Source organism: Mycobacterium sp. NGS56, assembly GCF_059812425.1.
This window is the reverse complement of sequence record NZ_JCALCQ010000001.1, coordinates 1,501,794-1,527,653: the sequence shown is the minus strand read 5'-3', so window position 1 is coordinate 1,527,653 and position 25,860 is coordinate 1,501,794. Positions and strand designations below refer to the sequence as shown.

25 protein-coding genes and 1 pseudogene are annotated in these 25,860 nt (G+C 65.3%); 14 read left to right on the top strand and 12 right to left on the bottom strand.

Going from position 1 to position 25,860, the window contains the following annotated elements:
• Positions 1–40 precede the first annotated feature (40 nt).
• Together AC5Y4F_RS07025 and AC5Y4F_RS07020 are read left to right on the top strand one after the other, a co-directional pair.
• A complete protein-coding gene (locus AC5Y4F_RS07025; protein WP_499995808.1) occupies positions 41–1,621 on the top strand; it encodes an FAD-binding oxidoreductase in 1,581 nt (526 codons plus the stop codon).
• On the top strand, positions 1,618–2,544 hold the full coding sequence (locus AC5Y4F_RS07020) for a diacylglycerol kinase (RefSeq protein WP_499995687.1): 927 nt from the start codon (positions 1,618–1,620) through the stop codon (positions 2,542–2,544). The genes AC5Y4F_RS07025 and AC5Y4F_RS07020 overlap by 4 nt, the downstream gene beginning before the upstream one ends.
• A 105-nt stretch (positions 2,545–2,649) precedes the next feature.
• Here AC5Y4F_RS07020 and AC5Y4F_RS07015 read toward each other — a convergent pair whose 3' ends face one another.
• From AC5Y4F_RS07015 to AC5Y4F_RS07005, 3 genes are all read right to left on the bottom strand, one after another.
• Complete coding sequence (locus AC5Y4F_RS07015; RefSeq protein WP_067937660.1) at positions 2,650–3,162, bottom strand: DUF3145 domain-containing protein; 513 nt, start codon at positions 3,160–3,162, stop codon at positions 2,650–2,652.
• A 151-nt stretch (positions 3,163–3,313) separates the two neighbouring features.
• Entirely contained in the window at positions 3,314–4,132 is an 819-nt protein-coding gene (locus AC5Y4F_RS07010) for a serine hydrolase domain-containing protein (RefSeq protein WP_499995686.1), read from the bottom strand.
• Positions 4,132–5,190 carry a class I SAM-dependent methyltransferase gene (locus tag AC5Y4F_RS07005; protein ID WP_499995685.1) on the bottom strand — a complete coding sequence of 353 codons (1,059 nt, stop codon included), beginning with the start codon at positions 5,188–5,190 and terminating at the stop codon, positions 4,132–4,134. Before AC5Y4F_RS07005 ends, AC5Y4F_RS07010 begins: the two co-directional genes overlap by 1 nt.
• Before the next feature lie 103 nt (positions 5,191–5,293).
• Between AC5Y4F_RS07005 and AC5Y4F_RS07000 the strand changes: the two genes are divergently transcribed.
• The 5 genes from AC5Y4F_RS07000 to AC5Y4F_RS06980 all read left to right on the top strand — a co-directional run bounded on the left by AC5Y4F_RS07000 (position 5,294) and on the right by AC5Y4F_RS06980 (position 9,657).
• Entirely contained in the window at positions 5,294–6,379 is a 1,086-nt protein-coding gene (locus AC5Y4F_RS07000) for an S-(hydroxymethyl)mycothiol dehydrogenase (protein ID WP_067937625.1), read from the top strand.
• Positions 6,379–7,002, top strand: a complete 624-nt coding sequence (locus AC5Y4F_RS06995; RefSeq protein ID WP_067937626.1) for an MBL fold metallo-hydrolase — start codon at positions 6,379–6,381, stop codon at positions 7,000–7,002. Before AC5Y4F_RS07000 ends, AC5Y4F_RS06995 begins: the two co-directional genes overlap by 1 nt.
• A 45-nt stretch (positions 7,003–7,047) precedes the next feature.
• Positions 7,048–8,004, top strand: coding sequence for an SDR family oxidoreductase (locus tag AC5Y4F_RS06990; RefSeq protein ID WP_499995684.1), 957 nt, complete (start codon positions 7,048–7,050; stop codon positions 8,002–8,004).
• 28 nt (positions 8,005–8,032) lie between these two features.
• A complete protein-coding gene (locus AC5Y4F_RS06985; protein WP_067937630.1) occupies positions 8,033–9,130 on the top strand; it encodes a class I SAM-dependent methyltransferase in 1,098 nt (365 codons plus the stop codon).
• A 71-nt stretch (positions 9,131–9,201) separates the two neighbouring features.
• Positions 9,202–9,657, top strand: a complete 456-nt coding sequence (locus AC5Y4F_RS06980; protein WP_499995682.1) for a hypothetical protein — start codon at positions 9,202–9,204, stop codon at positions 9,655–9,657.
• Positions 9,658–9,684: 27 nt separating this feature from the next.
• On the opposite strand, the gene AC5Y4F_RS06975 is transcribed toward AC5Y4F_RS06980, so the two are convergent.
• Complete coding sequence (locus AC5Y4F_RS06975; RefSeq protein WP_499995678.1) at positions 9,685–11,370, bottom strand: Hsp70 family protein; 1,686 nt, start codon at positions 11,368–11,370, stop codon at positions 9,685–9,687.
• A gap of 106 nt (positions 11,371–11,476) precedes the next feature.
• Complete coding sequence (locus tag AC5Y4F_RS06970) at positions 11,477–12,562, bottom strand: NAD(P)H-dependent amine dehydrogenase family protein (RefSeq protein WP_067937634.1); 1,086 nt, start codon at positions 12,560–12,562, stop codon at positions 11,477–11,479.
• Between the two features lie 82 nt (positions 12,563–12,644).
• On the opposite strand from AC5Y4F_RS06970, the gene AC5Y4F_RS06965 reads away from it, so the two are divergent.
• The 3 genes from AC5Y4F_RS06965 to AC5Y4F_RS06955 all read left to right on the top strand — a co-directional run bounded on the left by AC5Y4F_RS06965 (position 12,645) and on the right by AC5Y4F_RS06955 (position 15,054).
• Positions 12,645–12,992, top strand: coding sequence for an MmpS family transport accessory protein (locus AC5Y4F_RS06965; RefSeq protein WP_197520640.1), 348 nt, complete (start codon positions 12,645–12,647; stop codon positions 12,990–12,992).
• Positions 12,993–13,019: 27 nt separating this feature from the next.
• Positions 13,020–14,327: a cytochrome P450 gene (locus AC5Y4F_RS06960; RefSeq protein WP_067937639.1), complete on the top strand. Its 1,308-nt coding sequence runs from the start codon at positions 13,020–13,022 to the stop codon at positions 14,325–14,327.
• Positions 14,328–14,505: 178 nt separating this feature from the next.
• Positions 14,506–15,054, top strand: coding sequence for an ester cyclase (locus AC5Y4F_RS06955; protein WP_067937664.1), 549 nt, complete (start codon positions 14,506–14,508; stop codon positions 15,052–15,054).
• Here the strand turns inward: AC5Y4F_RS06955 and AC5Y4F_RS06950 are convergent.
• Positions 15,051–16,538 (bottom strand): flavin-containing monooxygenase, encoded by a 1,488-nt coding sequence (locus AC5Y4F_RS06950; protein WP_067937640.1) that lies wholly within the window; start codon positions 16,536–16,538, stop codon positions 15,051–15,053. The two genes, AC5Y4F_RS06955 and AC5Y4F_RS06950, sit on opposite strands and share 4 nt — an antisense overlap.
• Before the next feature lie 292 nt (positions 16,539–16,830).
• Positions 16,831–17,072: pseudogene (locus AC5Y4F_RS06945) on the bottom strand (acyl carrier protein).
• A 210-nt stretch (positions 17,073–17,282) separates the two neighbouring features.
• Between AC5Y4F_RS06945 and AC5Y4F_RS06940 the strand changes: the two are divergent.
• Positions 17,283–18,038, top strand: a complete 756-nt coding sequence (locus tag AC5Y4F_RS06940; RefSeq protein WP_499995674.1) for a cutinase family protein — start codon at positions 17,283–17,285, stop codon at positions 18,036–18,038.
• A gap of 7 nt (positions 18,039–18,045) precedes the next feature.
• Here AC5Y4F_RS06940 and AC5Y4F_RS06935 read toward each other — a convergent pair whose 3' ends face one another.
• Entirely contained in the window at positions 18,046–18,825 is a 780-nt protein-coding gene (locus tag AC5Y4F_RS06935) for an Rv3717 family N-acetylmuramoyl-L-alanine amidase (RefSeq protein WP_197520630.1), read from the bottom strand.
• Positions 18,826–19,001: 176 nt separating this feature from the next.
• On the opposite strand from AC5Y4F_RS06935, the gene AC5Y4F_RS06930 reads away from it, so the two are divergent.
• Positions 19,002–20,171: an acyl-CoA dehydrogenase family protein gene (locus AC5Y4F_RS06930; protein ID WP_499995672.1), complete on the top strand. Its 1,170-nt coding sequence runs from the start codon at positions 19,002–19,004 to the stop codon at positions 20,169–20,171.
• Here AC5Y4F_RS06930 and AC5Y4F_RS06925 read toward each other — a convergent pair.
• The 4 genes from AC5Y4F_RS06925 to AC5Y4F_RS06910 form a co-directional block, all read right to left on the bottom strand.
• Positions 20,151–20,687: a TetR/AcrR family transcriptional regulator gene (locus AC5Y4F_RS06925; RefSeq protein WP_197520636.1), complete on the bottom strand. Its 537-nt coding sequence runs from the start codon at positions 20,685–20,687 to the stop codon at positions 20,151–20,153. The two genes, AC5Y4F_RS06930 and AC5Y4F_RS06925, sit on opposite strands and share 21 nt — an antisense overlap.
• A 64-nt stretch (positions 20,688–20,751) precedes the next feature.
• Positions 20,752–21,312 carry a carboxymuconolactone decarboxylase family protein gene (locus AC5Y4F_RS06920; RefSeq protein ID WP_067937361.1) on the bottom strand — a complete coding sequence of 187 codons (561 nt, stop codon included), beginning with the start codon at positions 21,310–21,312 and terminating at the stop codon, positions 20,752–20,754.
• Complete coding sequence (locus tag AC5Y4F_RS06915; protein ID WP_499995671.1) at positions 21,309–21,827, bottom strand: carboxymuconolactone decarboxylase family protein; 519 nt, start codon at positions 21,825–21,827, stop codon at positions 21,309–21,311. The genes AC5Y4F_RS06920 and AC5Y4F_RS06915 overlap by 4 nt, the downstream gene beginning before the upstream one ends.
• 200 nt (positions 21,828–22,027) lie before the next feature.
• Complete coding sequence (locus AC5Y4F_RS06910; RefSeq protein ID WP_499995668.1) at positions 22,028–22,702, bottom strand: C39 family peptidase; 675 nt, start codon at positions 22,700–22,702, stop codon at positions 22,028–22,030.
• A gap of 458 nt (positions 22,703–23,160) precedes the next feature.
• Here AC5Y4F_RS06910 and AC5Y4F_RS06905 point away from each other — a divergent pair, with 458 nt between their 5' ends.
• Entirely contained in the window at positions 23,161–24,723 is a 1,563-nt protein-coding gene (locus AC5Y4F_RS06905) for a serine/threonine-protein kinase (protein ID WP_499995665.1), read from the top strand.
• Between the two features lie 63 nt (positions 24,724–24,786).
• Positions 24,787–25,485, top strand: coding sequence for an HNH endonuclease (locus AC5Y4F_RS06900; protein ID WP_499995664.1), 699 nt, complete (start codon positions 24,787–24,789; stop codon positions 25,483–25,485).
• Positions 25,486–25,860: the final 375 nt, after the last annotated feature.

Genomic DNA, 25,860 nt, shown 5'->3' with positions numbered 1-25,860 from the left:
ACTGTAACGCATGACCGACCCTCACGGGCTCTTGCCACCGATGAAATGGAACGCGTGGGGAGATCCCGCCGCGGCCAAGCCCCTGTCGGAGGGGATCCGGTCCTTGCTGCAGCAGGCCGTGGGGGTCGAGGGGTCCCACACGGCCGAACTGCGATCCGACCAGGTCAAATTGCGCCCGTCAGCGTTGTCGCAGTCCGATCAGGAGGCCCTGGGCGCCATCGTCGGCGCCGAGTACTGCCGCACCGCGGACCCCGACCGGCTGCTGCGCGCGGGCGGCAAATCCACCATCGACCTGCTCAACCGCGCGGAACACGGCACCCAGGACGCGCCCGACGCCGTGTTGCTGCCCGCCGATGACGACGCCGTTGCCGCGATCCTGCGCTACTGCTCGGACCATCGCATCGCCGTCGTACCCTTCGGCGGGGGCACCAGTGTGGTCGGCGGCCTGGATCCCATCCGCGGGGAGTTTGCCGCCGTCGTCTCGCTCGATCTACGCCGGTTCGACCAACTGATCTCGCTGGACGACGTGTCCGGCCAAGCCGTTCTCGGGGCCGGGGTCACCGGGCCGGACGCCGAACGCCTGCTTGGCGCACAAGGCTTTTCGCTCGGTCATTTCCCGCAGAGCTTTGAGTACGCCACTATCGGCGGCTTCGCCGCGACCCGCTCCTCCGGTCAGGATTCGGCGGGCTACGGCCGGTTCAACGACATGGTGCGCGGGCTGCGCGTGGTCACCCCGGTGGGCACCATGGATCTGGGTCGCGCGCCGGAATCCGCCGCGGGTCCCGACCTGCGCCAGCTGTTGATCGGCTCGGAGGGCACCCTGGGCGTCATCACCCGGGTGCGGCTGCGCGTGCACCGCGTTCCAAAAGCGGTCCGCTACGAGGCGTGGTCGTTCCCCGATTTCGAGACCGGGGCGGCGGCCCTGCGCGCCGTCACCCAAAATGCCACGGGCCCCACCGTCATTCGGCTCTCCGACGAGGCCGAGACCGGAGTCAACCTGGCCACTACCGAGTCGATCGGCGAATCTCAGATCACCGGCGGATGCCTGGCCATCACCATGTTCGAAGGCACCGAGGAGCACGTCGAAAGCCGGCACGCCGAGACCAGCGCGCTCCTGGCGGCCCAGGGCGGAACCTCGCTGGGCGACGGTCCGGCGCGGGCGTGGGAGCGCGGCCGCTTCGGCGCACCGTACCTGCGCGATTCGCTGCTCGCGGCGGGCGCGCTGTGCGAAACGCTGGAGACGGCCACCGATTGGTCGAATGTCTCCGCGCTGAAAAATGCTGTCACCCAAGCGCTTATCGATGCGCTAGCCGCAACGGGTACCCCCGCCTTGGTGATGTGTCACATCTCCCACGTGTACCCCACCGGCGCCTCGTTGTATTTCACCGTCGTCGCGGGGCAACGGGGCAACCCGATCGAGCAATGGAAAGCCGCCAAAAAGGCGGCGTCGGATGCCATCATGGCCACCGGCGGGACCATCACCCACCATCATGCGGTCGGTGCCGACCACCGGCCGTGGATGCGCGACGAGATAGGCGAGCTGGGAGTGCAGGTGCTACGGGCCGTCAAGCAGACTCTGGACCCGGCCGGAATTCTCAATCCCGGCAAGCTGATTCCGTGACAGCCGAAGCCCGCCGCCGGGAAATCGGCAGGGTGACCGCGCTGACCAACCCGGTGTCGGGCCACGGCGCCGGGGTCCACGCCGCCCAGCGCGCGATCGCGCGGCTGCACCGTCGGGGCGTGGAGGTCGTCGAAATCATCGGCGACGACGCCCAGGACGCGCGGCACCTGCTCGGCGCGGCCCTGGAGAAGGGCACCGACGCGGTCATGGTGACCGGAGGCGACGGCGTCGTCTCCAACGCCCTGCAGGTGATGGCGGGCACCGACATTCCGCTGGGCGTGATCCCGGCCGGCACCGGCAACGACCACGCCCGCGAATTCGGCATTCCCACCAGGGATGTCGAGGCCGCCGCGGACATCGTCGTCGACGGCTGCACGGAATCCATTGACCTGGGCTTGATTCGGGACAGCAACGGAGTGGAGAAATGGTTCGGCACGGTGGCGGCCGCCGGCTTCGATTCGCTGGTCACCGATCGCGCCAACCGGATGACCTGGCCGCACGGCAGGCTGCGCTATTACCTCGCGATGCTCGCCGAGCTGTCGCAGCTGCGGCTCCTGCCGTTCCGCATGGTGTTCGACGGCACCAAAGAGGTCGATGCGGATATCACGCTTGCCGCCTTCGGCAACACCCGCAGCTACGGCGGCGGGATGCAGATCTGTCCCGGCGCGGACTACACCGACGGTCTGCTCGACATCACCATGGTGCACGAGGCATCCCGCACCAAGCTGGTCCGGCTGTTCCCCACCGTGATGAAGGGCACCCACGTCAACCTCGACGAGGTGAGCACGGCGCGGGCCAGATCGATTCACGTCGAGTGTCCCGGCATCAACGTCTACGCCGACGGCGACTTCGCCTGCGCGCTGCCGGCCGACATCTCGGCGGTCCCGGGCGCGCTACAGATTCTGCGGCCGGCCAAGCGGTAGGTCCCCCCGGTCTCCACGAACCATTAGCGCGTGTCCGAACGCGCTAGCTGTTTTGAGAGCCGCTTATTGCTTCCAGAGAGGCGGCCGGAATAAGCCGCCGATCCACTAACCGACTCCCCGGCTGAGCCAGGTCACCTCGCCGACGTCGCCGCCATCGCGGTAGGGCTCCAGCGCCTCATCCCAGGCGGTGCCCAGCACCGAGTCCAATTCCGCGGCCAGGGTGTCGGCGCCCTGGGCCATCATCGCCCGCAGACGCATCTCGCCGACCATGACGTCGCCGTTGGCGCTCATCGCCCCGCTCCACAGGCCGAGTTGCGGGGTGTGGCTGAACCGGTGGCCGTCGACTCCAGGGCTGGGGTCCTCGGTGACCTCGAACCGCAGCACGGACCAGGACCGTAAGGCGTTGGCCAGTTTGGCGCCGGTCCCCACCGGTCCGACCCAGTTGGTCACCGCGCGCAACTGTCCGGGCATGGCCGGCTGCGGCGTCCAGGTCAGATTCGCCTTGGCACCCAGGGTCGACGACAACGCCCACTCGACATGCGGGCAAACCGCCGCGGGCGACGCGTGCACATACACCACGCCGGTCGTCACGTCGGCGAATTGATTCGACGCTCGCATTTCCTGCTCCTTCGGTTCCACGAGGGACGTCTTCCCCAACGACCTGCGGACCCGACAAACAGGGCAGCTTGCTGAAATCTTCGATTTTTTGTGTGTCGTGCGTGTCTATTGTGCCTTGTGATACCCCTGTTGCGCTAGTGTGCGTTTCCCACTAGCCGTAATCGGCTATCACGGCGTCAGAAACCGCCGGCCAAGGCGCCAGTGCCCACTCCCCGAATTCGCGGTCCGTGAGGACCACCAGCGCCAGGTCTTTTTCGGGATCTGCCCAGATAAAACCGCCTGCTTGGCCGAAATGGCCGTACGTTCGCGTGGAATTATGCGCGCCCGTCCAATGCGGCGATTTCGAGTCCCGAAGCTCAAAACCCAGCCCCCAATCATTGGGCCGCTGCACCCCGTAACCAGGCAGAACGCCGTCCAAACCCGGAAACTGCACTGTCGTCGCCTCGGCGTGCAGGCCCGCCGAGACCGTCGCCGGGCGCAACAAGTCCCCGGCGAACGCCGCCAGGTCCGCCACCGTCGACCTCGCCCCGAATCCGGCGGCCACCGCGCCGCCGTCCAGGTGGGTCGCCGCCATGCCCAGCGGTTCGCACACCGCCTCGGCCAGGTAGCGCGCGAACTCGATGCCGGTGTGTTGCTCCACGGTCTGGGCGAGCACCGTAAAGCCATGGTTGGAGTAGATCCGGCGGGCGCCGGGCGCGGCCAGCACCTGGTCGGACTGCATCGACAAGCCCGAGGCGTGGGCCAGCAGGTGGCGGACGGTCGCCCCGGGCGGGCCGGCGGCCGTGTCGAGGTCGACCGCCCCTTCCTCGATGGCGACCTGCACCACCCGCGCGGCCAGTGGCTTGGTCACCGAGGCGAGCTCGAACACCCGCCCGACGTCACCGTGGCTGGCCAGCACGCCGCCGGGCCCAACCACCGCGGCGGCGGCGGCCCCGACCGGCCAGACTTCCAGGGCGTCGAGGGCCGCCATCACTTCCTGGCGATGTAGTAGTTGTTGATCGGGTCGGACTCGATCTCGGCCACGCTGACGTCCTCGAAGCCGGCATCCCCCAGCATCGAGACGGCCAGCTGCGTCCCCCAGGCGGTGCCCAGTCCGGCGCCGTCGGACGCCAGCGAGACCGTCATGCAGTGCATCAGCGATGTCGTGTACAGGTAGGTGCTCATCGGAACGCCGATGTTCTCCTCGAGCCGGCTCGACGCCTTGATGTCGGCCATCAGCAGCACGCCGCCGGGCCGCAGTGCCCGGTAGATGTTCTCCAAAACCCGCGCCGGCTGCGCTTGGTCGTGGATGGCGTCGAAGACGGTGACGACGTCGTAAGCGTCCGCCTTTTCCAAATCAGCCAGATTGTGGCTTTCAAAGGCCGCATTGGTCAGGCCACGATCGGCGGCTTCCCGGATCCCGGTGGCGATGGCCTCTTCGGAAAAGTCGATTCCGGTGAAGCGGCTGGCCGGAAACGCTTGTGCCATCACATTGATGGCGTGTCCGCTGCCGCAGCCGAAATCCGCCACCTCGGCTCCGGACCGCAGGCGCTCCACGAGGCCGTCCACCAACGGCAGCACCGCGTCGACCAACGCGGTGTCGTACACCACGCCGCTCTGCTCGGCCATCAACGCGTGAAAACGGGGAAACTCGCTGTACGGCAGCCCGCCGCCGGCGCGGAAGCACCCGATGATTTTTTGTTCGACCTCGGCGAGCACCGGAACGAGCAGGGTCACCAGGGCCAGGTTGTCCGGTCCGGCCTCACGTGTCAGCACCTTGGCGCGCTGCGGGGGCAACGAGTACCTTGCGGTATCGGGGTCGTACTCGACGACGCGCCCGGTGGTCATGCCCGCCAACCACTCTCGGACGTAGCGCTCGTTCAGTCCGGCCGCCGAGGCGATCTCCTCGCTGGTGGAAGGTGCCAGCCCGGCCATCGTGTCCAGCAGTCCCGTCTGATGCCCGATGCTGAGCAACAGCGTCAGACTGGCGCCGTCGATGGCAGAGGTCATCCGTTCGGTGAATTCTTCGGTGGTTTCCCAAGCTGTCACGCCCAGGGACGCTACACCGAGTAATCGGCCAGCCGGTTGCCAACGGTAGCAGGGTGAACACCCGCCACCAGATGTATGGCGACGAACGCCTAGGTTGGAGCCCATGAGTCAGACAGTGCGCGGCGTCATTTCACGCAAGAAGGGCGAACCCGTCGAATTGGTGGACATCGTTGTGCCGGACCCCGGGCCCGGGGAGGCTCTGGTCGACGTCATCGCCTGCGGGGTGTGCCACACCGACTTGACCTACCGCGAGGGCGGCATCAACGACGAGTATCCCTTCCTGCTCGGCCATGAGGCCGCCGGCCGGGTCGAGGCCGTCGGGCCCGACGTGACCGCCGTGGCGCCGGGCGACTTCGTCGTCTTGAACTGGCGCGCGGTGTGCGGGCAGTGCCGGGCCTGCAAGCGCGGCAGACCGCACCTGTGCTTCGACACCTTCAATGCCACGCAGAAAATGACGCTGACCGATGGCACCGAGCTCACGCCCGCCCTGGGCATCGGGGCGTTCGCCGACAAGACGCTGGTGGCCGCAGGCCAGTGCACCAAAGTCAATCCCGAGGCCGACCCCGCGGTCGCGGGCCTGCTGGGTTGCGGGGTGATGGCCGGCCTGGGTGCCGCGATCAACACCGGCGCGGTCACCCGGGATGACACGGTCGCGGTAATCGGTTGCGGCGGCGTGGGCGACGCCGCCATCGCCGGTGCGGCGCTGGTGGGCGCGCGGCGGATCATCGCCGTCGACACCGACAACACGAAACTGGAGCTGGCCCGCAAGTTCGGCGCCACGCACACCGTCAACGCCCGCGAACTCGACGTGGTCAAGACGATTCAGGACCTCACCGACGGGTTCGGCGCGAACGTGGTGATCGACGCGGTGGGCCGGCCCGAGACCTGGAAGCAGGCCTTCTACGCCCGCGACCTCGCCGGAACCGTTGTGCTGGTTGGTGTTCCGACCCCCGATATGCGCCTGGACATGCCGCTGGTGGACTTCTTCAGCCACGGCGGCTCGTTGAAGTCGTCGTGGTATGGCGACTGCCTGCCCGAACGTGACTTCCCCACGCTGATCGACCTGTACCTGCAGGGCCGTCTTCCGCTGGACAAGTTTGTCTCGGAGCGAATCGGGCTAGACGGCATCGAGGAGGCGTTCAAGCGGATGCACGATGGCAAGGTATTACGTTCGGTGGTGATGCTCTGATGGTGATGATCGATCGGGTGGTCACGCACGGCACCTTTGAACTCGACGGCGGCAGTTGGGAAGTCGACAACAACATCTGGCTGATCGGCGACAACTCGAATGTCGTGGTTTTCGACGCGGCGCACGACGCGGCGCCGATCGTCGAGGCGGTAGGGGGTCGCCATGTGGTGGCGGTGGTGTGCACGCACGGCCACAACGATCACGTCACAGTGGCGCCGGAACTCGGCAGCACGCTGGACGCACCTGTGCTGCTGCATCCCGCCGACGAGGTCTTGTGGCGAATGACCCACCCGGACAAGGATTTCCGTACGATATCCGATGGGCAGACACTGAAGATCGACGGCACCGAGCTGACAGCATTGCACACTCCGGGCCACTCCCCGGGATCGGTGTGTTGGTACGTGCACGACCTGGGCGTCGTATTCAGCGGCGACACCTTGTTCGCCGGCGGCCCCGGCGCGACCGGGCGTTCGTACTCCGACTTCCCGACGATTCTGGAATCGATTTCTGGGCGGCTCGGCAAGCTGCCCGGCGAGACCGTCGTGCACACCGGCCACGGCGACAGCACCACCATCGGTGACGAGATCGTGCACTATGAGGAATGGGTGGCCCGCGGACACTAGGCGACCAGACTGAGACCCGGACCGCACCGGTAAGGAGTGATACGCATGGCCAGCAACCTTGTCGCCACCGTGCCCGATCTGTCTGGAAAACTCGCAGTCATCACCGGGGCGAACAGCGGTCTGGGATTCGGGCTGGCTCGGCGACTTTCGGCAGCCGGCGCCGACGTCGTCATGGCCATCCGCAACCGCGCCAAGGGCGAGGCGGCGATCGACGAAATCCGCAGCACGGTTCCCGCGGCCAAGCTGACCATCAAACCCCTCGACTTGTCGTCGCTCGCCGCCGTCGCCGCGCTGGGTGAACAACTCAACACCGAGGGCCGTCCGATCGACATCCTGATCAACAACGCCGGTGTCATGACGCCGCCGGAACGCGCCTGCACCGCCGACGGATTTGAATTGCAGTTCGGCAGCAATCATCTCGGGCACTTCGCGCTCACCGCCCACCTGCTGCCACTGCTGCGAGCCGCCCAGGGCGCGCGAGTGGTTTCGCTGAGCAGCCTGGCGGCGCGCCAAAGCGGCAAGATCCACTTCGACGACCTCCAATTCGAAAAGTCCTACGCCGCCATGTCGGCCTACGGTCAATCGAAGCTGGCGGTGTTGATGTTCGCCCTCGAGTTGGACCGGCGCAGCAGCGCGGCCGGGTGGGGCATCCTGTCCAACGCCGCACACCCCGGCCTGACCAAGACCAACCTGCAGATCACCGGACCTTCGCACGGCCGCGAGAAGCCCGCGCTGATGGAGCGGTTGTACAAGGCGTCCTGGCGTTTCACGCCGTTCCTGTGGCAGGAGATCGACGAGGGGATTCTGCCGGCGCTGTACGCGGCCGCCGCGCCGCAGGCCGAAGGTGGCGCGTTCTATGGGCCCCGCGGACCCTTCGAGGCCGCCGGCGGCGGGGTGGCTTTGGCGAAGGTGCCCAAGCGCGCACGCAACGAAGACGACTGCCGGCGACTGTGGGAGCTTTCCGCGCAGCTTACCGGCGTGAGCTACCCGACGGCGAACTGACAATCAGCGCAACGATTATCGTTGATCCATGCCGCCTGAACCCCAAATGCCCGAATCGAGCATTGTGGTGCGGCCCGAGCCCGACTACACCGAGGCGACGCGGCTTCGGGCCGCCGGTTTGGCACGGGCGATCGCGGCGTTCGAGCGGGCCGCCGAACAGGTGACGCTGCCCAAGGCTCCGCAGCCGATCGTCATCGCCGACTACGGCGCCGCCCATGGGCATAATTCACTGAAGCCGCTCTCGGCGGCCATCGCGGTGTTGCGCCGCCGCACCCGCCGCGATCACGCAATCCTGGTGGCGCACACCGATGTACCTCGCAACGACTTCGCGGCGCTGTTCGAGACGGTGGCCGACGACCCGGAAAGCTATCTGCACTCCGACACCGCGACGTTCACCTCCGCGGTCGGCCGCTCGTTTTATGACCAGATCGTGCCGTCCAAAACGGTCAACCTGGGCTGGACGTCGTGGGCAACCCAATGGCTGAGCCGCACTCCCTGCGAGGTTCGCGATCACGTGCACGTCTCGCGCAGCGCAGACGAGGCGGCACACTCGGCCTACGCCGACCAGGCCGCGCTGGACTGGCATAACTTCGTCGCCTTCCGCGGCCGCGAGTTGGCTCCCGAGGGGCGGCTGGTGGTGTTGACGCTGTGCGCCGATGATGACGACACGGCAGGCTTCGCCCCGCTGCTCGATGCCATCGTCGAGGAACTGGACGATCAGGTGCGCGACGGGTTGCTGCACTCAGATGAGGTGCGGCGCATGAGCATTCCGACGTTCGCCCGTGCCGAGAAGGATTTTCGCGCCCCGTTCGCGCCGAAGGGCCGGTTCGAAGGCCTGATGATCGAGCACCTCGAGATGTTCATCGCCGAGGATCGATTCTGGGCTCGTTACCAGTTGGATCACGACGCAGAGGCTTTCGGCGCGCAGTGGGCGGCCTTCGCTCGCTTCGCGATGTTTCCGTCTCTGGTGGGCGCCCTCGACGGTGGTATCCACGACGAGCGAGCAGCGAAATTCGTCGAGCAACTTCAGGCCGGGCTCGCCGAGCGTCTGTCAAGCGCGCCCGAGCCGATGCGGATTCCGCAGGCGCTGGTCGTGCTGGTCAAGCGCGACACATCGCAGCGATGAGAGTTTCGGCACAGCGGCACAGCGGGTAATCCCTAGCAATCGTCAACCTGCGACCGCAAGGGGGTAAACGCATGAGCGTGCAGGACGATAAGGGGACTGAGGACGACAAGGCGACTAACAACGACAGGCAGTCGAGTCGAGCTGAACAAGCTGATCAGACCAGTCAAGGGGATGATGAGCAGCGCCTGACCGAGAAACCTGAGCCGGACGAGGGCGACAAAGAAGAGGCCGCCAAGATGATGGAGGCCTACAAGGACAAGCCCACGATCGTGTTGCCCGGCACCGGGGGAAGCGTGTCCGGCACCGCGGTCAACGACTGGCTGGACGACGACGGCAATCCTAAGCACGAAACGCCCGAGGGCTCGGATGCTCGAGGTGTGGATGCCCAGGACAAGGGCGATGACGAGCGCGACGAAAAAGCTCTGCAGAAGCAGATCGAGAAAGACAAGGCCCTCAACGAGAAGCTGAAAGAAGCCGCCCAGGAGGAGAACAAGGGCGAAAAGAGTAAAAAGGGCGAAAAGGGCTGAGCCATAGCCGGATTCCCGCCTCTGGCTTCAGCGTGCGGGCATCGGCCCCAATGCGCCGATGCCCAGGTTGCCCTCGATCTCCTGAATGATCTGGTTGACCCTGTCTAGCCCGGGAATGGGCTCGTTGACACCCGGAATGGGTGGAATCGCTGGCGCCGCCACCCTGCGCGGAGCCGCCGGACCCATCGGTGCGGCCGGTGGCGCCGCCTGAGGAGTCGCCCGAGGCGTGGTGGTCATCGGCGTCTCGGTCTCGGCGGGCGGGTTGGTGTCGGAGGTCGACGGCACCGGAACGTCCGGGGGCGGCGCGACGGGCTCGGCGCTCGCGCTCTTGGGAGCTGGCGGCGGAACCGCTGGCGTCGTGCTCAGGACCGGAGTTGGCGTGGTCGCCGATTTGTTCTGCGAGGTCAGTCCGATCGCCACGGCGGTCCCCACCAGCAGCACTGCCGCGGCGGTGATGATGATCGCCGCCGCAGGCAGCAGGTGCCGGCGAGAAGGCAGCCGCTTGCGGGGGCCGGGTGCGGATTCGGCGGCAACCGTCGGAGAGCTTGCCCGCGCCGCACGCCCCGTCGCGACCGCGGGGCTGACCCGCGAGTGATGCCCGGTCGCCGACCATGCCCGCGCGGTCGCGGTGGCGGGCGCGGCAGGCGCGGAGAGCGTCGCGCCGGCATCGCCGGAGCCGTGCGCCGCCCGCAACGCGGCGCCGACCGCTGCCGTGAGTTGCGGGCGCGGCGTCGTGGCCACGGGAACGCGGAAATGCCGCGACAGCGTGGTGGTGACGGTGGGCAGGTTCGCCCCGCCGCCCGTCGAGACCACCGCGACGAGATCACGGATTCCGTTGCGCGCCAAAGCCTCCTCCAACGCCGCGATCACGTTGTCCAGCGACGGGCGGATCGCGTCGTCGAGTTCGTGCCGGGTGAGCCGGACTTCGCCGCGCGTACCGGTCAGCCCGTCCGTGAGCGTGGCCACCATGCTCGACGACAACTGTTCCTTGGCGATCCGGCATGCGTTTCGCAGCCGGCTCAGCGAGCCGATCGCCGCGGTGCCGGTCGGGAACGCGCCGGTGGTCGGCATGTTGGCGATAGCGACGCCCAGCAATGCCTGGTCGATCAGGTCACCGGAGAAATCGCGGTGCCGAACGGTCGGAGCCAACGCGTGGTAGTCACCGTCGGCGCGCATCAATGTGATGCTGGTGCCGCTGCCGCCGAGATCGCAGACCGCCACGGTCCCGCCCGGCGGTATCCCCGGGCTGGTCCGCAGGGCGAGCAGTGTCGCCGCGGCATCGGGGATCAGCAGGATGGGCCGCGCGCGCCGCGACCATTCGGGGACCTCGCCCAGGGCGGCGCCGAGGGCCTCCACCGCGGCTGACTCCCAGTGGGCCGGATAGGTCACCGCGACGTCGTCGGGCACGGCACGGCCGCCGGTGGCGGCGGATGCGAGCGCCCGCAACGCGTCGGCGAGTAACACCTCGCTGCGGTGCACCGAGCCGTCGACGGCCACGACGCCACGCGGGTCGCCGACCCGGTCGACGAAGCCGGTGATCACCACGCCGGGGCCCTGCAGTCTGGGGTTCTCCGCCGGGAGGCCGACCTCGGCGGGACGATCCGGATAGAGCGTCAGAACGGGCTTGCGGGTAATGGCGTTGTCGGACGTGACGGCCGCCAGGTTGGTGGTTCCGATCGACAAGCCCAGCGCGGTCCCGACTCCATCGGCCATATTCGATCCCCGTATCCGCAGCACCAACTCGCATCGGCTAGCCGTTATTGTCCCGCCAACTCCTGTACTCCGCGTCAGCGGCGGCTATGCGCCCGCTGTGCGCCGGTCAGCGGATGCTGCCTTCGCCGGCGATCAGCGGGAGGTCGAGCGGGGTGACCCAACCCGGCCGCAGGTCGTTGACCGCGGGGACCGCATTGAGTGCTCGCAAGCCCGTCGCCAGGCATCCGGCCGCGGCCGCGTCCCGGCCCGAGCCGTCGGTGAAACGAAACGCGGTCTCCTGGAAGATGCTCGGGGTGCCCTCGATGTCGACGCGGTAGACGTCGTTGTCGTGGCCGGTCGGCCAGTCCGGGGCGGCATCCAGCCCGATCCGGTTGACGTGCTCGAGCTGGATGCGGGTTTCGCCCTGGTAGACGCCGTTGATGGTGAACCGGACTGCGGCCACGTGCCCTGGCTTGATGACGCCCCTGGCGGAGTTACGCTCCGTCGGGGTCACCCACTTGTCCCAGGTGGTGGTGATTTCGTCGAGCATGATGCCGGCGGCGTGCGCGATCATCGGGACGGTCGCGCCCCACGCGAAGATCAGCATGTCGCGGTCTTCGAGCATGGGCTTGAACTCGGGCTCGCGGCCGATGCCCATCTCGAATTCGTAGTCACCCTCGTAGTTGGTGTAGTCCAGCAACTCGGACGCCCGGACCCGGCGCACCTCCGAGCACAGCCCCATCAACGTCATCGGGAACAGGTCGTTGGCGAATCCGGGATCGATGCCGGTGGTGAAGCACGACGACTCCCCCAGCTCGCAGGCCTCGGTGATCGGCTGGATCCAGTTCGGCGGGTTGAGGCTCATGGTCGGCCAGACCCACGGTGTCATCGCGGTCGAGCACACGTCGATGCCGGCCCGCAGGAAGCGGGTGATCAGCGAGATGTTCTCCTTGGCGTGCATGGCCGTCGGACCGTAGTGCACCAGCGCGTCGGGTTTCAGGGCGATCAGCGCGTCGACGTCGTCGGTGGCGGTGATCCCGACCGGCTCGGGCAGCCCGCAGATGTCGCCGACGTCGCGGCCGACCTTGTCGGGGTTGCTGACGCCAACACCGACCAACTCGAACAACGGATGCTTGACGACCTCGGCGATCACCATCTTGCCGACGAAGCCGGTTCCGTACACCACCACCCGCTTTGAACCGCGTTCCGCCATGCTTTGACGCCACCTTTCCGGTCACCAGCCGAACATCACCATAAGCTTCCCTACCGTCGCTCGTGGTGACACGATGCAATTCATGATGAAGCACCTCGCCGGACCTTCGGTCCTGTTGGCCGTCGGTTTCGGTTTCGCGAATGCGTGCGGCGTGGCCCACGCCCTGCCCCAGATGCCGAAGGTTCGCTATGAGGTCAACGGGCCCGCCGTCGCCGAGTTCATCTACTACCAAACCGACAACGGGCAGCTGCATCAGGTGAATGCGCCGCTGCCCTGGTCGACGGAGTTCACCGGCTACGGCGGGGAAGTGTTCACCATCAGCGCGCAGGGGCCCGGCCCCATCTCCTGCAAGATTTTGGTGGACGGCAACGTGGTGAGCGCGGCGACGGCGACGGTGGGGGCGCCCGCCAGAACGGTCTGCACGCACTGACCCATCTCCCCCTCGAAGGAGGTTTCGATGAGCCTCAAGACGGGTCCCACGAACGCTCTGGCGCCGCGGACGAACGGGGCGCCACCGCCCGACATCCCGCTGGCCGACATCCATCTCGACTCGCTGGACTTCTGGGCCTTGGACGACGACGTCCGCGACGGCGCTTTCGCCACCCTGCGCCGCGAGGCGCCGATCTCGTTCTGGTCCGCGGTCGAGTACGAGGGGTTCGAGCCGGGCGGCGGGCACTGGGCGCTGACCAAACACGACGACGTGTACTTCGCGAGCCGTCACCCCGACATCTTCAGCTCCAGTCCCAACATCACGATCAACGACAACACCCCGGAAATCAGCGAATACTTCGGCTCGATGATCGTGCTGGACGATCCGCGACACCAACGGCTTCGCTCGATCGTCAGCCGCGCGTTCACCCCGAAAGTGGTGGCGCGCATCGAGGTCTCGGTGCGCGAGCGGGCCCGCCGCCTGGTCGCGTCGCTCGTCGCCAATCATCCCGACGGGGAGGCCGAGCTAATCAGCGAGCTCGCCGGTCCGCTGCCGCTACAGGTCATCTGCGACATGATGGGCATCCCCGAAGAGGACCATCAGCGGATATTCCATTGGACCAACGTGATTTTGGGGTTCGGCGACCCGGATCTGGCGACGGATTTCAATGAGTTCCTTAAGGTGTCGATGGACATCGGCGCCTACGCCAGCGCGCTGGCCGAGGACCGGCGATCCAATCACCACGACGATCTGACCACCAGCTTGGTGGAGGCCGAGGTCGACGGGGAACGGCTGTCTTCGGCAGAGATCGCGTCCTTCTTCATCCTGCTGGTGGTGGCGGGCAACGAGACGACGCGCAACGCGATCAGCCACGGTGTGCTGGCGCTGTCCCGCTACCCCGCCGAACGGGAGAAGTGGTGGACCAACTTCGACCGCCTGACGCCCACTGCCGTCGAGGAGATCGTGCGGTGGGCCTCCCCGGTGATCTACATGCGACGCACGTTGACCCGGGACTTCAAGCTCGGCGGCACCAAGATGAAGGCCGGCGACAAGGCCACGCTGTGGTACAACTCGGCGAATCGCGACGAGTCGACGTTCGACAATCCCTGGGTTTTCGACTTGGCGCGCACCCCCAATCCGCACTTCGGCTTCGGCGGCGGCGGTGCCCATTTCTGCCTGGGCGCCAACCTGGCTCGCCGTGAGATCAGGGTCGTCTTCGACGAATTGCGCCGCGAGATACCCGACATCGTCGCAACGGACGAACCCGCGCGGCTGCTGTCGCAGTTCATCCACGGCATCAAAACACTGCCGGTGGCCTGGACGCCGCCCAGGTAGGCCCGCCTCGAATTCCTTTCTGTCCGAAGGCATGTCGCCTGCTCACTTCCGCTAGCGCACGCGCTAGCGGGTTCGGCGAAGGCCCATGGCCCACCCGGAGACCCGCCCGGGAGGTATATCGCTGTTTCGAAACCGATAGCGCATGCGCTATCACGTCTGGGCGGCTTACGCTGACCACGTGACCATTCCCGCGTTTCCCGCCGCCGAGGTGCTGGCCGCCCGCCAGAAAATCGTGCTCGACCACTTCCACGACGAGGTCCGCCAAGCCTGGGACGACGTCTTGTCGACCTTTCCGCATCCGCGCTACGAGCTGATCCCCCAGATGCTCGTGCACGACGGCGACGCGGCGGTGCGCGACTACTACACCTACACGCGGGCCGCGTTTCCCGACCAGGACCACGAAATCATCGCGCTGCGCCACAGCGCCGACGCAGTGATCGTTGAATTCTGGCTGATGGGCACCCACCGCGGGTACTTGGGCAAGGTCCCGCCCACGGGCAGCCGGTTCCGCGTGCGCATGACGGCATACTTTGTCTTCGATGACACCGAAACCCTTGTCTGCGAACGTATTTACTTCGACACGCTGACCATGATCAAGCAACTCCTGGGCGGGCTGGACATGAGAAAGCCGGCCAATTGGTGGCTTGCCGCGCGCTGTGCGCGGGGGTTTTTGTCGATGTCGTCGGAAAAGCCCGACCCGGCGCTGACCAAAACCGCTGAGGCCTAGGCGATCACGTAATCGCTGAGCGGGAAGGTCTCGGCTTCTCGCACCGAGTTGAGTGTCGACGTCGGCCGCAGCAACGACGCCTCACCGCTGGGGCTGAAGTAGTACGAACGAGACGTCGCGCAGTTACCGGAGTAGAACACCGTGTTGTCCAGCAGTTTGGTCATCCGCTGCATGAACCGGTCGTTGGCCTCTTCGGTTACCTCGAAGGTCGTCGCGCGGCGGCGCTTGACCTCGCCTAGCAGCCTGTCCATGTGCCGCATCTGGTATTCGATGGTGTGGAAGAAGGACAGTCCGGAGAACGCGAACGGGCTTGCCAGTCCCAAGTAGTTGGGGAAGTGGGGAATGGACACGCCCTGGTAGGCCTGGAACCTGGTCTCCCGCCACCATTTACCCAGGTTGCGGCCCTTGCGGCCGACCACCTCGATGGCCGGGAAGTTGGCTTCCCACAGGTCGAAACCGGTCGCCAATACCAGGGTGTCGATGACGGCCTTACGTCCGTCGGTGGTGACGATGCCGTCCGGCTCGATCCGCTCGATCGAGTTGGTCTCCAGGTGCACGTGTGGCTTGGTGAACGCGCGGTAGAAGCCGTTGGAAAAGGTCGGCCGCTTGCAGCCGAGGTCGTAGTCCGGCGTCAACTTGGCGCGCAGTTCCTTGTCCCGGATCCACCGGAATCGGCTGATCTTGGCCAGGTCGGAGGCGGAAATGTTTCCGCGCCCCCGGGATTCCCGGAAGTGCAGCGCCCCCACGACCATGATGATTTCGAGGATGACGTCGGTCACCCACCGCAGCGCGCGCTGCGTCACCGGCATCCGCGCGAACAGACGCCGCACCGCCGGAGAGAACTCGAAGTCAAGCTTGGGTATCACATGGGTCGCGGTCCGTTGGTAGACCGTCAGCTCTGCGGCCTCTCTGGCCAGCTCGGGAACGACCTGCACCGCGGACGCGCCGGTCCCGATGACCGCGATGCGCCGCCCTTCGTAGCGGTAGTCGTGGTCCCACGCCGTGGTGTGGACCACTTTGCCCTGGAAACTGTCGATTCCCGGGATATCCGGCATGCGCGGCTGGGACAGGAAACCGGTAGCCGTGATCAGGAAGCGGGTCGTCAGCGTTTCGCCGCCGGCCAGCGCCACCCGCCACACCGCGGCCTCCTCATCCCACTGGGCACCTTCCGCCGTCGTGTTGAACCGCATGTGGCGGCGCACGTCGTACTTGTCGGCGACCTCCTCCGCGTACTGCTTGACCTCGGCGCCCGGCGCGAATAGCCGTGACCAGTCCGGCTTGGGCTCGAACCAATACGAGTACGTGGTTGATGGGATGTCGACAGCGATGCCCGGGTAGTGATTGACATGCCAGGTGCCGCCCAGGTCGTCCTCGCGGTCAAGGATGACGAAATTGTCAAACCCGAGGCGCTTGAGCTGAATAGCGGCACCGATGCCGCCGAAACCCGCGCCCACAATGATCGCGTCGAACCGGTCCGTGTCCACAGTCTTGCTCCGTGCTACCCATATTCATACTTAACGAAATCATAAGCTTTCCCTAAGATACGCAACTCTAATAGGGCGCCACGCCGATCGCATCAGAGCTTTGCCGGTATGTGACCATGCTGACACAAGAGCGGTAACCCATTGACGGATCTATCAGACCTGGTCATCCCGGCGATTAACCGCGTAAACGGCCGCCCTGCCCTGGGTTACGCGACCCTTGGCAGCCGGTGGCAAAGTCGCCACAACACAGGACGGAATCTCCTGGCCGGCTCGCCGCGGGCCGTCGCAGTTCTTATCTCGTGACGGGTCGGGCCGCAGGCGTCCCCTGCAGTTGGCCCGAAAACTCGTGGCATCGGCGTGCGCGTTCGGATCCTGAGCCATTACTTCGTTGAAGAAGGACTCGACATCAGCCACACCCAAGTTTTTCGCATCGCGGACGTACCGACCGTAATCATGCCCCGCCTTCAGCGAGTGATATTGAAGGGAAATAAGATCGACGGATAGGTCGTCGAAACCCGTTTCACCCGTTGCCATGTCGCCACCACCCTGACAGTGGGCGCCAGTCTGGTGCTCGCCGTCTCCGGCTACCATGAATGGACAACACCCAACGACGACTCGAATTGTTTACCGCGACCCACTGGGCCGGTGCGATAGCGGCGACGCGGCCGCTATCCGAGCCTGCCCTCGATACACAGGAAACGTCACCTATCGGTTGGCAACTTGACAGGTTTGGGAGGGGCTTGCATGGGCACTTTGGACGCCATGAGCGCACGTCACATCATCCGTTCCATCGGTTCAGCAGCGGTTATCGCAGCGTCGGGCGTGGCCGTGTCGGCCGTGTCGGCCGCCGTCATCCCGTCGGCCTTCGCCCAGTGTCCCGACGTGCAAGTGGTATTCGCCCGCGGCACCGGCGAAGCACCGGGCGTCGGCCCCACCGGCCAGGCCTTCGTCGACTCCCTGCGCCAACGCGTGGGCGGACGGTCGCTCGACGTCTATCCGGTCAACTACCCCGCCAGCGACCAATGGGCCACCGGCATCGATGGCATCAGAGACGCGGGCGCCCACGTCAATTCGATGGCCCACGACTGCCCCAATACCAAGATGGTGCTCGGCGGCTACTCCCAGGGCGCGGCCGTCATGGGCTTTGTCACCTCAGCCGCCGTACCCGACGGCGTCGACCCCAACACCGTCCCCAAACCGCTGTCCCCCGACGTCGCCAACCACGTCTCCTCAGTCGTGCTCTACGGCATGCCCAACGTGCGCGCCATGAACTTCCTCGGTGAACCGCCGGTAGTCATCGGCCCCGCCTACCAAGACAAGACCATCAAGGTCTGCGCCACCGAAGACCCGGTGTGTTCCGACGGGATGAACTTCGCCGCCCACGACACCTACGCCGACGACGGCGCCATGATCGACAAGGGCGTCGCCTTCGCCTCCAGCCACCTGGCACTGGGCGGGCAGGCTCCGGTCGCGGCGCCGGTGGGCGGGTTTGGCAGCTGAGGCGTCCCTAGCCGGTCGGGGCTTTGGAGTTCAGGAAGGCGACTATCCCCTGGGTGACGGCGTCGGCATATTTCGCCCGGCCGTCCGGACTTTCCATTCGGGCCAGGTCAGCGGCGTTTTTCATGTTGCCCAGTTCGACCAGGACCGCCGGGTACCGGGCCAGGTTCAGTCCCGCGAGGTCGTCGCGACCGTACAGGCCGTCCGAGCCGATGTAGTTGGCCGGCTGTAAACCGGACTGGACCAAGGCATCCCGCATCGCATGCGCCAGCTGCACGGCGGGTCCGGATTGGACGTCGTTGAGCGGCGGGCTGGAGTAGTTCACGTGGAATCCGCTGCCGGACGCAGGCCCACCGTCGGCATGGATGCTCACGATGGCGTCCGGGTGCATGGCGTTGGCCGCCGCGGCGCGCTGGTCGATGCAGGGACCGACGCCGCCGTCGCTGTCGCGCGACAGCTGGGTTCGAACGCCCATCTGGTTCAGTGCATCGTTGATCAATCCCACCACCGCCCAGGTGAACGCGTGCTCGGGATAGCCATCGTCGGCAGCGGCGCCCGACGTTTGACACGGCTTGGTGCCGCCGCGCCCATTGGTGACCTGCTGGTTGATCGACGCGTCATTGACGGCGTTGTGACCCGGGTCGAGAAACACCGACATCCCGGCCACCCCGGCCTTTGCCCGCGGGGTCGGCAGCAGTGCGCCGGCGGCGGCGATCACCGGCATCACACCGGCGACCTTCAGGACGTCGCGGCGGGCAACGGATCGCAGCCCACTTAGGCGATCACTCACCGCGCGATGGTAGCAATTCGCCCTTCGGCCGAGCCGCGGCGGTTGATGGTGCTGGTCGAAATGTACTGGCGTGCAACGGCATCGCGATCAGCCGCGCCCCGCGCGGGCGAGCAAACCTCGGAGTCATTCTCGCCACCGGATGTCGACGTACTAAAAGGTATGTTACGGTCGGCGGCATGTCCGTGGTCGAAAGCCGCCCTCTGCACGGCGTCACCGACGAGTTCGTCGCACGGCTGGCCGATCGCGCCGACGAGGCCGAGCGATTGCGGCGCCTACCCGCTCCGACCATCAGCGACTTCAGGCAGACCGACCTGTTTCGGTTGCTGCTGCCCGCCCGGTTCGGCGGCATCCAGGCCTCGTTTCCCGAACTGCTGCAACCGATTCGGCGGATGGCGCATGGCTGCGCATCGAGCGCCTGGACGCTCGGTTTCTACGCGCTGCACAACTGGATGCTGTCACTGTTCGATCCGCGCGCTCAGGACCAGGTTTTCGCGTCGGGCCCGGTGCTGGCGCCGGCTCCCCTGGCTCCCACCGGCCGCGGCGTCCCGGCCGACGGCGGAGTGCGCCTGACCGGCAGGTGGTCGTGGGCGACGGGCGCGATGGATGCCGATTGGGTGATCGTCGGCGTGCTCATCGAAAGGCAAGACCGGATCGATCCGGCGTTGGCCGTGCTGCCCGCCGAGCAGGCCGAGGTCGTCGACACCTGGCACACGGCCGGCATGCGCGGTACGGGCTCGCACGATCTCGTCATCACCGACGCGCTGGTGCCCGAATATCGATTGGTCGCCGTGGCCGACATCTACGCCGGGACGGCACCGGGCGCGCGCGAGCACGGCGTCCCGACGTATCGGTGGCCGATGGTTCCGGCGCTGGCGCTGACGGCATCCATGCCGGTGCTCGGGGCCGCGGAGCGGGTGACCGAACTGTTCGCTGAACGGCTCAGCGGGCGTGTGCTGGCCTACAGCGGGGTGGCGCAAAAGGATCAGCCGGCTGCGCAGATCCGGCTGGGCGAGGCCCGGGTACGGCTGAATTCGCTGCGGGCATTGGTGGCCAAGACCGCCGACGACATCGAGGCGATTGTGGTCAGCGGGGAACGGGTGAGCCGATCGGTGCGGGCCGACGCCCGGCTGGCGGCCGCGCGCACCGTGCACGAAAGTCGCGCGATCATCGCCGATCTCATGGAGGCCTCCGGCGCCAGCGTGCACTTCCTGTCGAACCCCATGCAGCGCGCCAAGCGCGACGTGGACATCGCCGCGGGGCACGTCGTGTTCGATTACGACACCAGCCGGGAGTTGGCCGGGGCGTTGGCGATCGGTGCGAAGATTTCACCCATCGCCATGATTTGAGTTGTCCGTCTCGCCCAGCATCAGGGCCAGGAACCGTTCGCGCTGCGACACCGACTGGGCCTGCTCCGCCGAGCTGGTGAGATGCAGCAGTCCGATTCCGGCCGCGAAGGTCAGTTCAGCGCGCAGCCGGGCGTCCTCGAGGCTGAAACCGTAGTCGCTATAGGCCTTTATCACGGTGCGCAGCAGGAGCCGGTCGGTGGCGCGGATGCTTTCGGCGGCCACCGGGTCCACGCGGGCCCACTCGCGCATCGCCCGCTCGAGCATCCAGTACTGCGGGCTGACCAGGGTTCGGGTCAGGGCAGACAGCCGTTCCCGGGGTGGCAGCCCGTCGAGCTCGCACAGCGCTTGGCGGTCCCGTTCGAGGAACTTGTTCCACGACTCGACCAGCGCGGCCCGATACTGCTCGATGTCCTCGAAGTGCCAGTAGAAGCTGCCGCGCGTGACGCCCGCCTGCTGGCAGAGGCGCTCGACTTTGAGTGCGCGCACCCCCTCCTCGGCGAGAACGGTATAACCCACCTCGAGCCAGTCTTCTGCGGACAGGCGGGTCGAAGGCTGCTTTCGCACCACCACACCATGCAGGTTACGGGAGGCGTTCCTGGCTCGTCGGCGGAACCGGGAGTCGGGCGGTGTCGTCGAGGTCGACGTCGAGCGCGTTGAGCATCAGCGCCAGGCCGGCATATCGGCTGATGACCATCAACGCTTCCATGGTGGCCTCCGAGCCGAGGGCAGTGTGCACCTGGTCGAACAGCGGGGCCGCGACGCGGCGGGAAGTCACCAGCTCGGTCGTCAGGCGCAGCACCGCCAGCTCGGTGGAGTCGAATTGTCCCGTTTGCCAATCGGACTCGGAGGTGACGGCGTCGATGGTGGCGGTGTCTACTCCGACCGTTTGCGCGACGTCTCGGTGTTGTCCCAGTTCGTATGCGCACTCCATGAGATAGGCGGTGCGCAGCACGATCAGTTCGCGAAGCCTTCTCGGCAACACTGGGCTGGTCAGGGCGGCGTCGCCGGCCACCATCCAGCCGGTGAACACCTTCTCGGCGTTGGCCAGTGCGCGGTAGACGTTGAGATTGCCCCGCCGCACGGTCAATTCGCGGGCGAGTTCGGTCATGTCTTCGGGCCGGCGATAAGGGACGCGGGTCATTTCGCGTCGATGTCGAGGTCGACGGCGTTGAGCACCAGCGCCAGGCCGTAGTAACAGCTGACGATCATCAGCAATTCGGTGAGTGCCTCGTCGCCGAGCAGGGTGTGGGCAGTGGCGAAGGTGTCGTCGCTGAGCCGGCGGGTGGTGCACAATTCTGTGACGGTGTCGATGACGGTGCGTTCGTCGTCGCTGAATCCGGCCGCGTCCAGGTCCGCGTTGTTCTGCAGGGCGTCGATTTGTTGGTCGTTGAGTCCCGCCCTGCGGGCGAAGATCACGTGCTGGGCGAGTTCATAGGGCGAGTCCTGCAGATGCGCCACCCGCAGAATAATGACTTCGCGCATCCGTGGGGTGAAGGTGGGGCTCTCGAAGAGCTGGCTGGCCATCTGCGCCCATCCGTCAAACACGTTGGGGGCGTTGGCGAGCAGTCGTAGCACGTTGAGGGTGCCGGGACGTGTCAGCAGCTCCCGGATTTGTTCCGGTTGTCCGTCCGCGCTGGCCAGAGACATTCGCGTCATCCGCCGAGGCCCTTTCTCGTCCAGGAAGGATCCCTCGACTGTAGTGAACACCTCGGTTCGGATGCATAGAGCGTTGCCGAAAACTGCTAGCTCATGCGCTATCGCATTCGGGCTCTACCCGCGGACCCGGCGCTCGCAGTCACGGCTATTTCGATTGCGTTTGATTGCGAGCTATTTCGCTTTCGCGCCGTCGCCGACCGTCATTTGGTCACGATAGCCGAGTTGTAGTTAGGGGCCCACGCCTGCTCGAAGACGGTGATGGGAACCTGCTCGTCGCGGCCGGTACTGATGCCGCTGTCGTTGAGATGCACCACACCGGCCTTGCTGTCAATGCCGGTGACCACCACGAAGTGGTTCGCAGAGTTCCGCTTCCCGGGCCGGTTCCAAATTGTTTCGGCATTGAGGATGACGATGACCTTGTGGTTCCCTCCCAACTTGCGCGCCACAGCATCGGTATCGGTCTGAATGTTGTCGGCTCTGATCCAGTAGTGCCACAGCAGTACCGGAAGGTCGGCGATATTGGTGGTGCCCGTTGGCTTCCAAATCGGCCCGTGACCCGCTGTGCTCGGTGTGTTTTCGGCCAAAGTGATCATCTGCTGCTCTGTTGGTTCGCGTCCCGTAATATGGCCGACCACATCGGCCACCGCCATTTCCCCACAGTCGGAACCGTGTTGCTCGCGCCAGTAGGGCGCGGCGGCGACGGGATCGCCATACATTCCCAACTCATGATCGGCGTCGGGGACGGGAGCGCCCGGGTTGGCGTGCACCCCAGCGGCCAGAATCACCGGCGACGCTGCCATCGTGGCGGACAACAAAACGACCCGGCCGACCGTTCGTGCGGCGCCGGCGACCTTTGCCCGCGTGGTGCTCGTCATGGGTGTCCGCTCCGGGGCCGCCGCGACGGCGTGTAGATGTGACGAAAGAGGTGCAGGTTATGGCCCTGGACGGAGATTGACAGAAAGTTGGCGCAAATACCCCACCGACACGCAGGTAGTTATCAATCGGGTAGCCGTAAGGCCCTAGACTGCGCGGCGCACGACTAGCACCCCGGCGGCCAGTGCGAATTCAAATAGGCTGCGGCGCATCGGTTTCCGGCGCGAGCGTCGTACTGAGTTGCTGTCCAGAATTGGCGGCGACATGCTACCGGCTTTCCTCTAGATCAGCGCACAATGGATGGGCACGTGAAAGTCGGGTTTCGCTGAGTAACACGTCCACTCCGACTTCGAGAAGCTCGCCATCATCAAATAAATACAAACCTTTCTAGGTAAATCCCTGCGAAGCCGCAGCCGTACGTCAGATACTGGCCGCGGCGATTGAACGCAGGAGGGGTGTCGTGTCGCTCGTCGGCAGCAAGTTCGGCAAATATGAAATCAGGCAGCTGCTTGGCGAGGGCGGCATGGGTGAGGTGTACGAGGCTTACGACACAAATAAGGGCAGAACCGTTGCTTTGAAGATACTCACCGCTAGATACGCCGATGATGAAACCTTCCGTGCTCGATTTCTGCGCGAGTCCCGCGCCGCCGCAGTCCTGCAGGAACCGCATGTCATCCCTATCCATGACTGGGGCGAAATCAACGGCGTTCTCTATATCGATATGCGACTGGTCCGGGGCCAGACACTGCATGAAATCCTCAAGAAGGGTGCCCTTGAACCGCACCGCGCTACCGATATCATCCGGCAGATCGCATCGGCTTTAGACGCTGCCCACGCTGTCGGCCTGATTCATCGTGACGTGAAACCGCAGAACATCATTGTTGCGCCAGAGGATTTCGCGTATCTGGTCGACTTTGGTATCGCCGAGGCGAGAGGTGACACGCACCTGACCATGGCGGGATACACGGTCGGCACCTTCGACTACATGGCTCCCGAACGATTCGGTGACGAGGAAGCAACGTCAGCGGTCGACGTCTACTCCTTGGCATGCGTACTTTACGAAACGCTCACTGGCGCCAAGCCTTTCCCGGTTCACAGTGCGGAGCAGGCCATACGGGCTCACGTGTCATCGCCGCCTCCGCGGCCAAGTGCCGTCAATCTTCACGTACCGGCCTCCTTTGACGACGTGATTGCCCGCGGCATGGCAAAGCACCCGGATGACCGTTACGGCAGCGCCGGAGCGCTGGGGCGTGCGGCGAAGCGCGCAATCGAGCCGTGCTCGCCCACCCCGGCCGGCACAGACACACTGCTGGCGCCCCACTACACCGGTGCGCCTCCGAGTTATCCGCTGTTCAATGCGCAATACCCCTATCCCGCAACGGTTCCGACAGGCGCAAGTGGTGCGGGGCAAGGCATCTCAAAAAAATGGATCTTGCTGACCGCTGTAGGGGTCGCTGTGGCGCTGTTAGTGGGCGGCATTGGACTGGTCTTTGCTGTACGCGCTCAACGAGATTCAAGCAACTCGGAGGCCTCGACTGCGCCCACTGTCACTTATACCAACCCCGTGCCAACATATGAGACTGAACCCCCAACCTCGGCTACCCAGTCGGCTCGATCACCCAATACGGCGAGCTCTGCACCACAAGACTCCGTGCAGCAGCTACGCCAGATCGCGGATGACGACCGATCGTACGTAAGCGCGCAACTCGCCGGCCGCTGGGTCCCGCAACTCAGCTCCAAGCGTCCCGGCGTCGTCGACAACGGCGTTGTGTGGGATAACACGAGGACGCTGCAGGAACACCTACAGCTCAGACAGCGCTATCCCAACGTGAAATTGCTTTGGTCAGGTGATTGGTCGACATTTTCTGCGCCGGACTTTTGGGTGACGGTCGCCGGCATCACCTTCACCGACTCCGCCGGCCCGCTAGCCTGGTGCAGGTCCCAAGGATTTGATCGAGACCACTGCGCCGCCAAGCTCATCAGCACGACGCATCCCGAACCGGGAAGTACGGCGTACAACTGATTCAATTCAATCTGCGTGCCGCGTGTACTCCCGCCGGCGCGATCTACAGACAGCCTAGGATCGATGATGATAATTCCCGGAGAGGTCATCTCCTATTTGGACATGTGCCGTGAAGAAGGCATTAACCTGCAGCGGGGCATGAACTATCGCAGCGGAAATCGCCCAAGCATCATCCTGATGAGTCGTCGACCTGGGGCGCCTTATGACGATCGCATTGAGCAAGATGGCCGCGTCTTGATTTATGAAGGCCACGACACACCACAGACACGAGGCGGCCCGGATCCGAAGACGGTCGACCAACCAGAGCGCGGGCCAGGCGGCACGCTAACGCAGAACGGCTTGTTCCTAGAAGCTGCGCGGCGTCATCGGGAAACGGGGAACTCCGCTGAACACGTGCGGGTCTACGAGAAGATGCGCACCGGGATTTGGGCCTTCAATGGCACGTTTCGCCTCCTCGATGGCTGGCGCGAGGAATCCAACGGACGAATGGTTTACAAATTCCGTCTCGAGGTAGATCCCGCCGCGACCCCATTCATCGATTCTCGAGAGTCACCACTTGAGCAAAACCGTGTGATCCCAACCAATGTGAAACTGGCGGTATGGAAGCGAGACAGTGGTAGGTGCGTGAAATGCGGAAGCAACGACAACTTGCATTTCGACCATATAATTCCCTACTCACGCGGAGGTTCGTCGTTGGTGGCCGACAACGTTCAATTACTGTGCGCACGTCACAATCTGGCGAAACATGACAAGATTGAGTGATCGAAGGAGGTTATCGCAGAACCGATTACACAGGCTTACACCAGCAGGGCGCGTTGCTGGCTCGCTCAATTTTGGGTTGCACTTTGTCCACTCGAATGTCGACGTTTACCGAGGCCTTCTGACGGTTGTCCCACTTGAAGCATCTAATTTCATGTACCTTTCACCCGGCGGGATACTGCTGCGGCCAGATTATCGGGAATCCAGGACATGACATCGGCATTGGCTTGTCACAAAGCCGTTGCGGATTTCGATAAGTTCATCGACGGTAGTTTGATCTCATGGGCTGGCTACCCGATATTTAAGTCACCGAGTGCAAAACGGTGTGTATGCCCGTCTAACCATTTTTCAAGCCGACCGACCCAGTCCACCAACCGA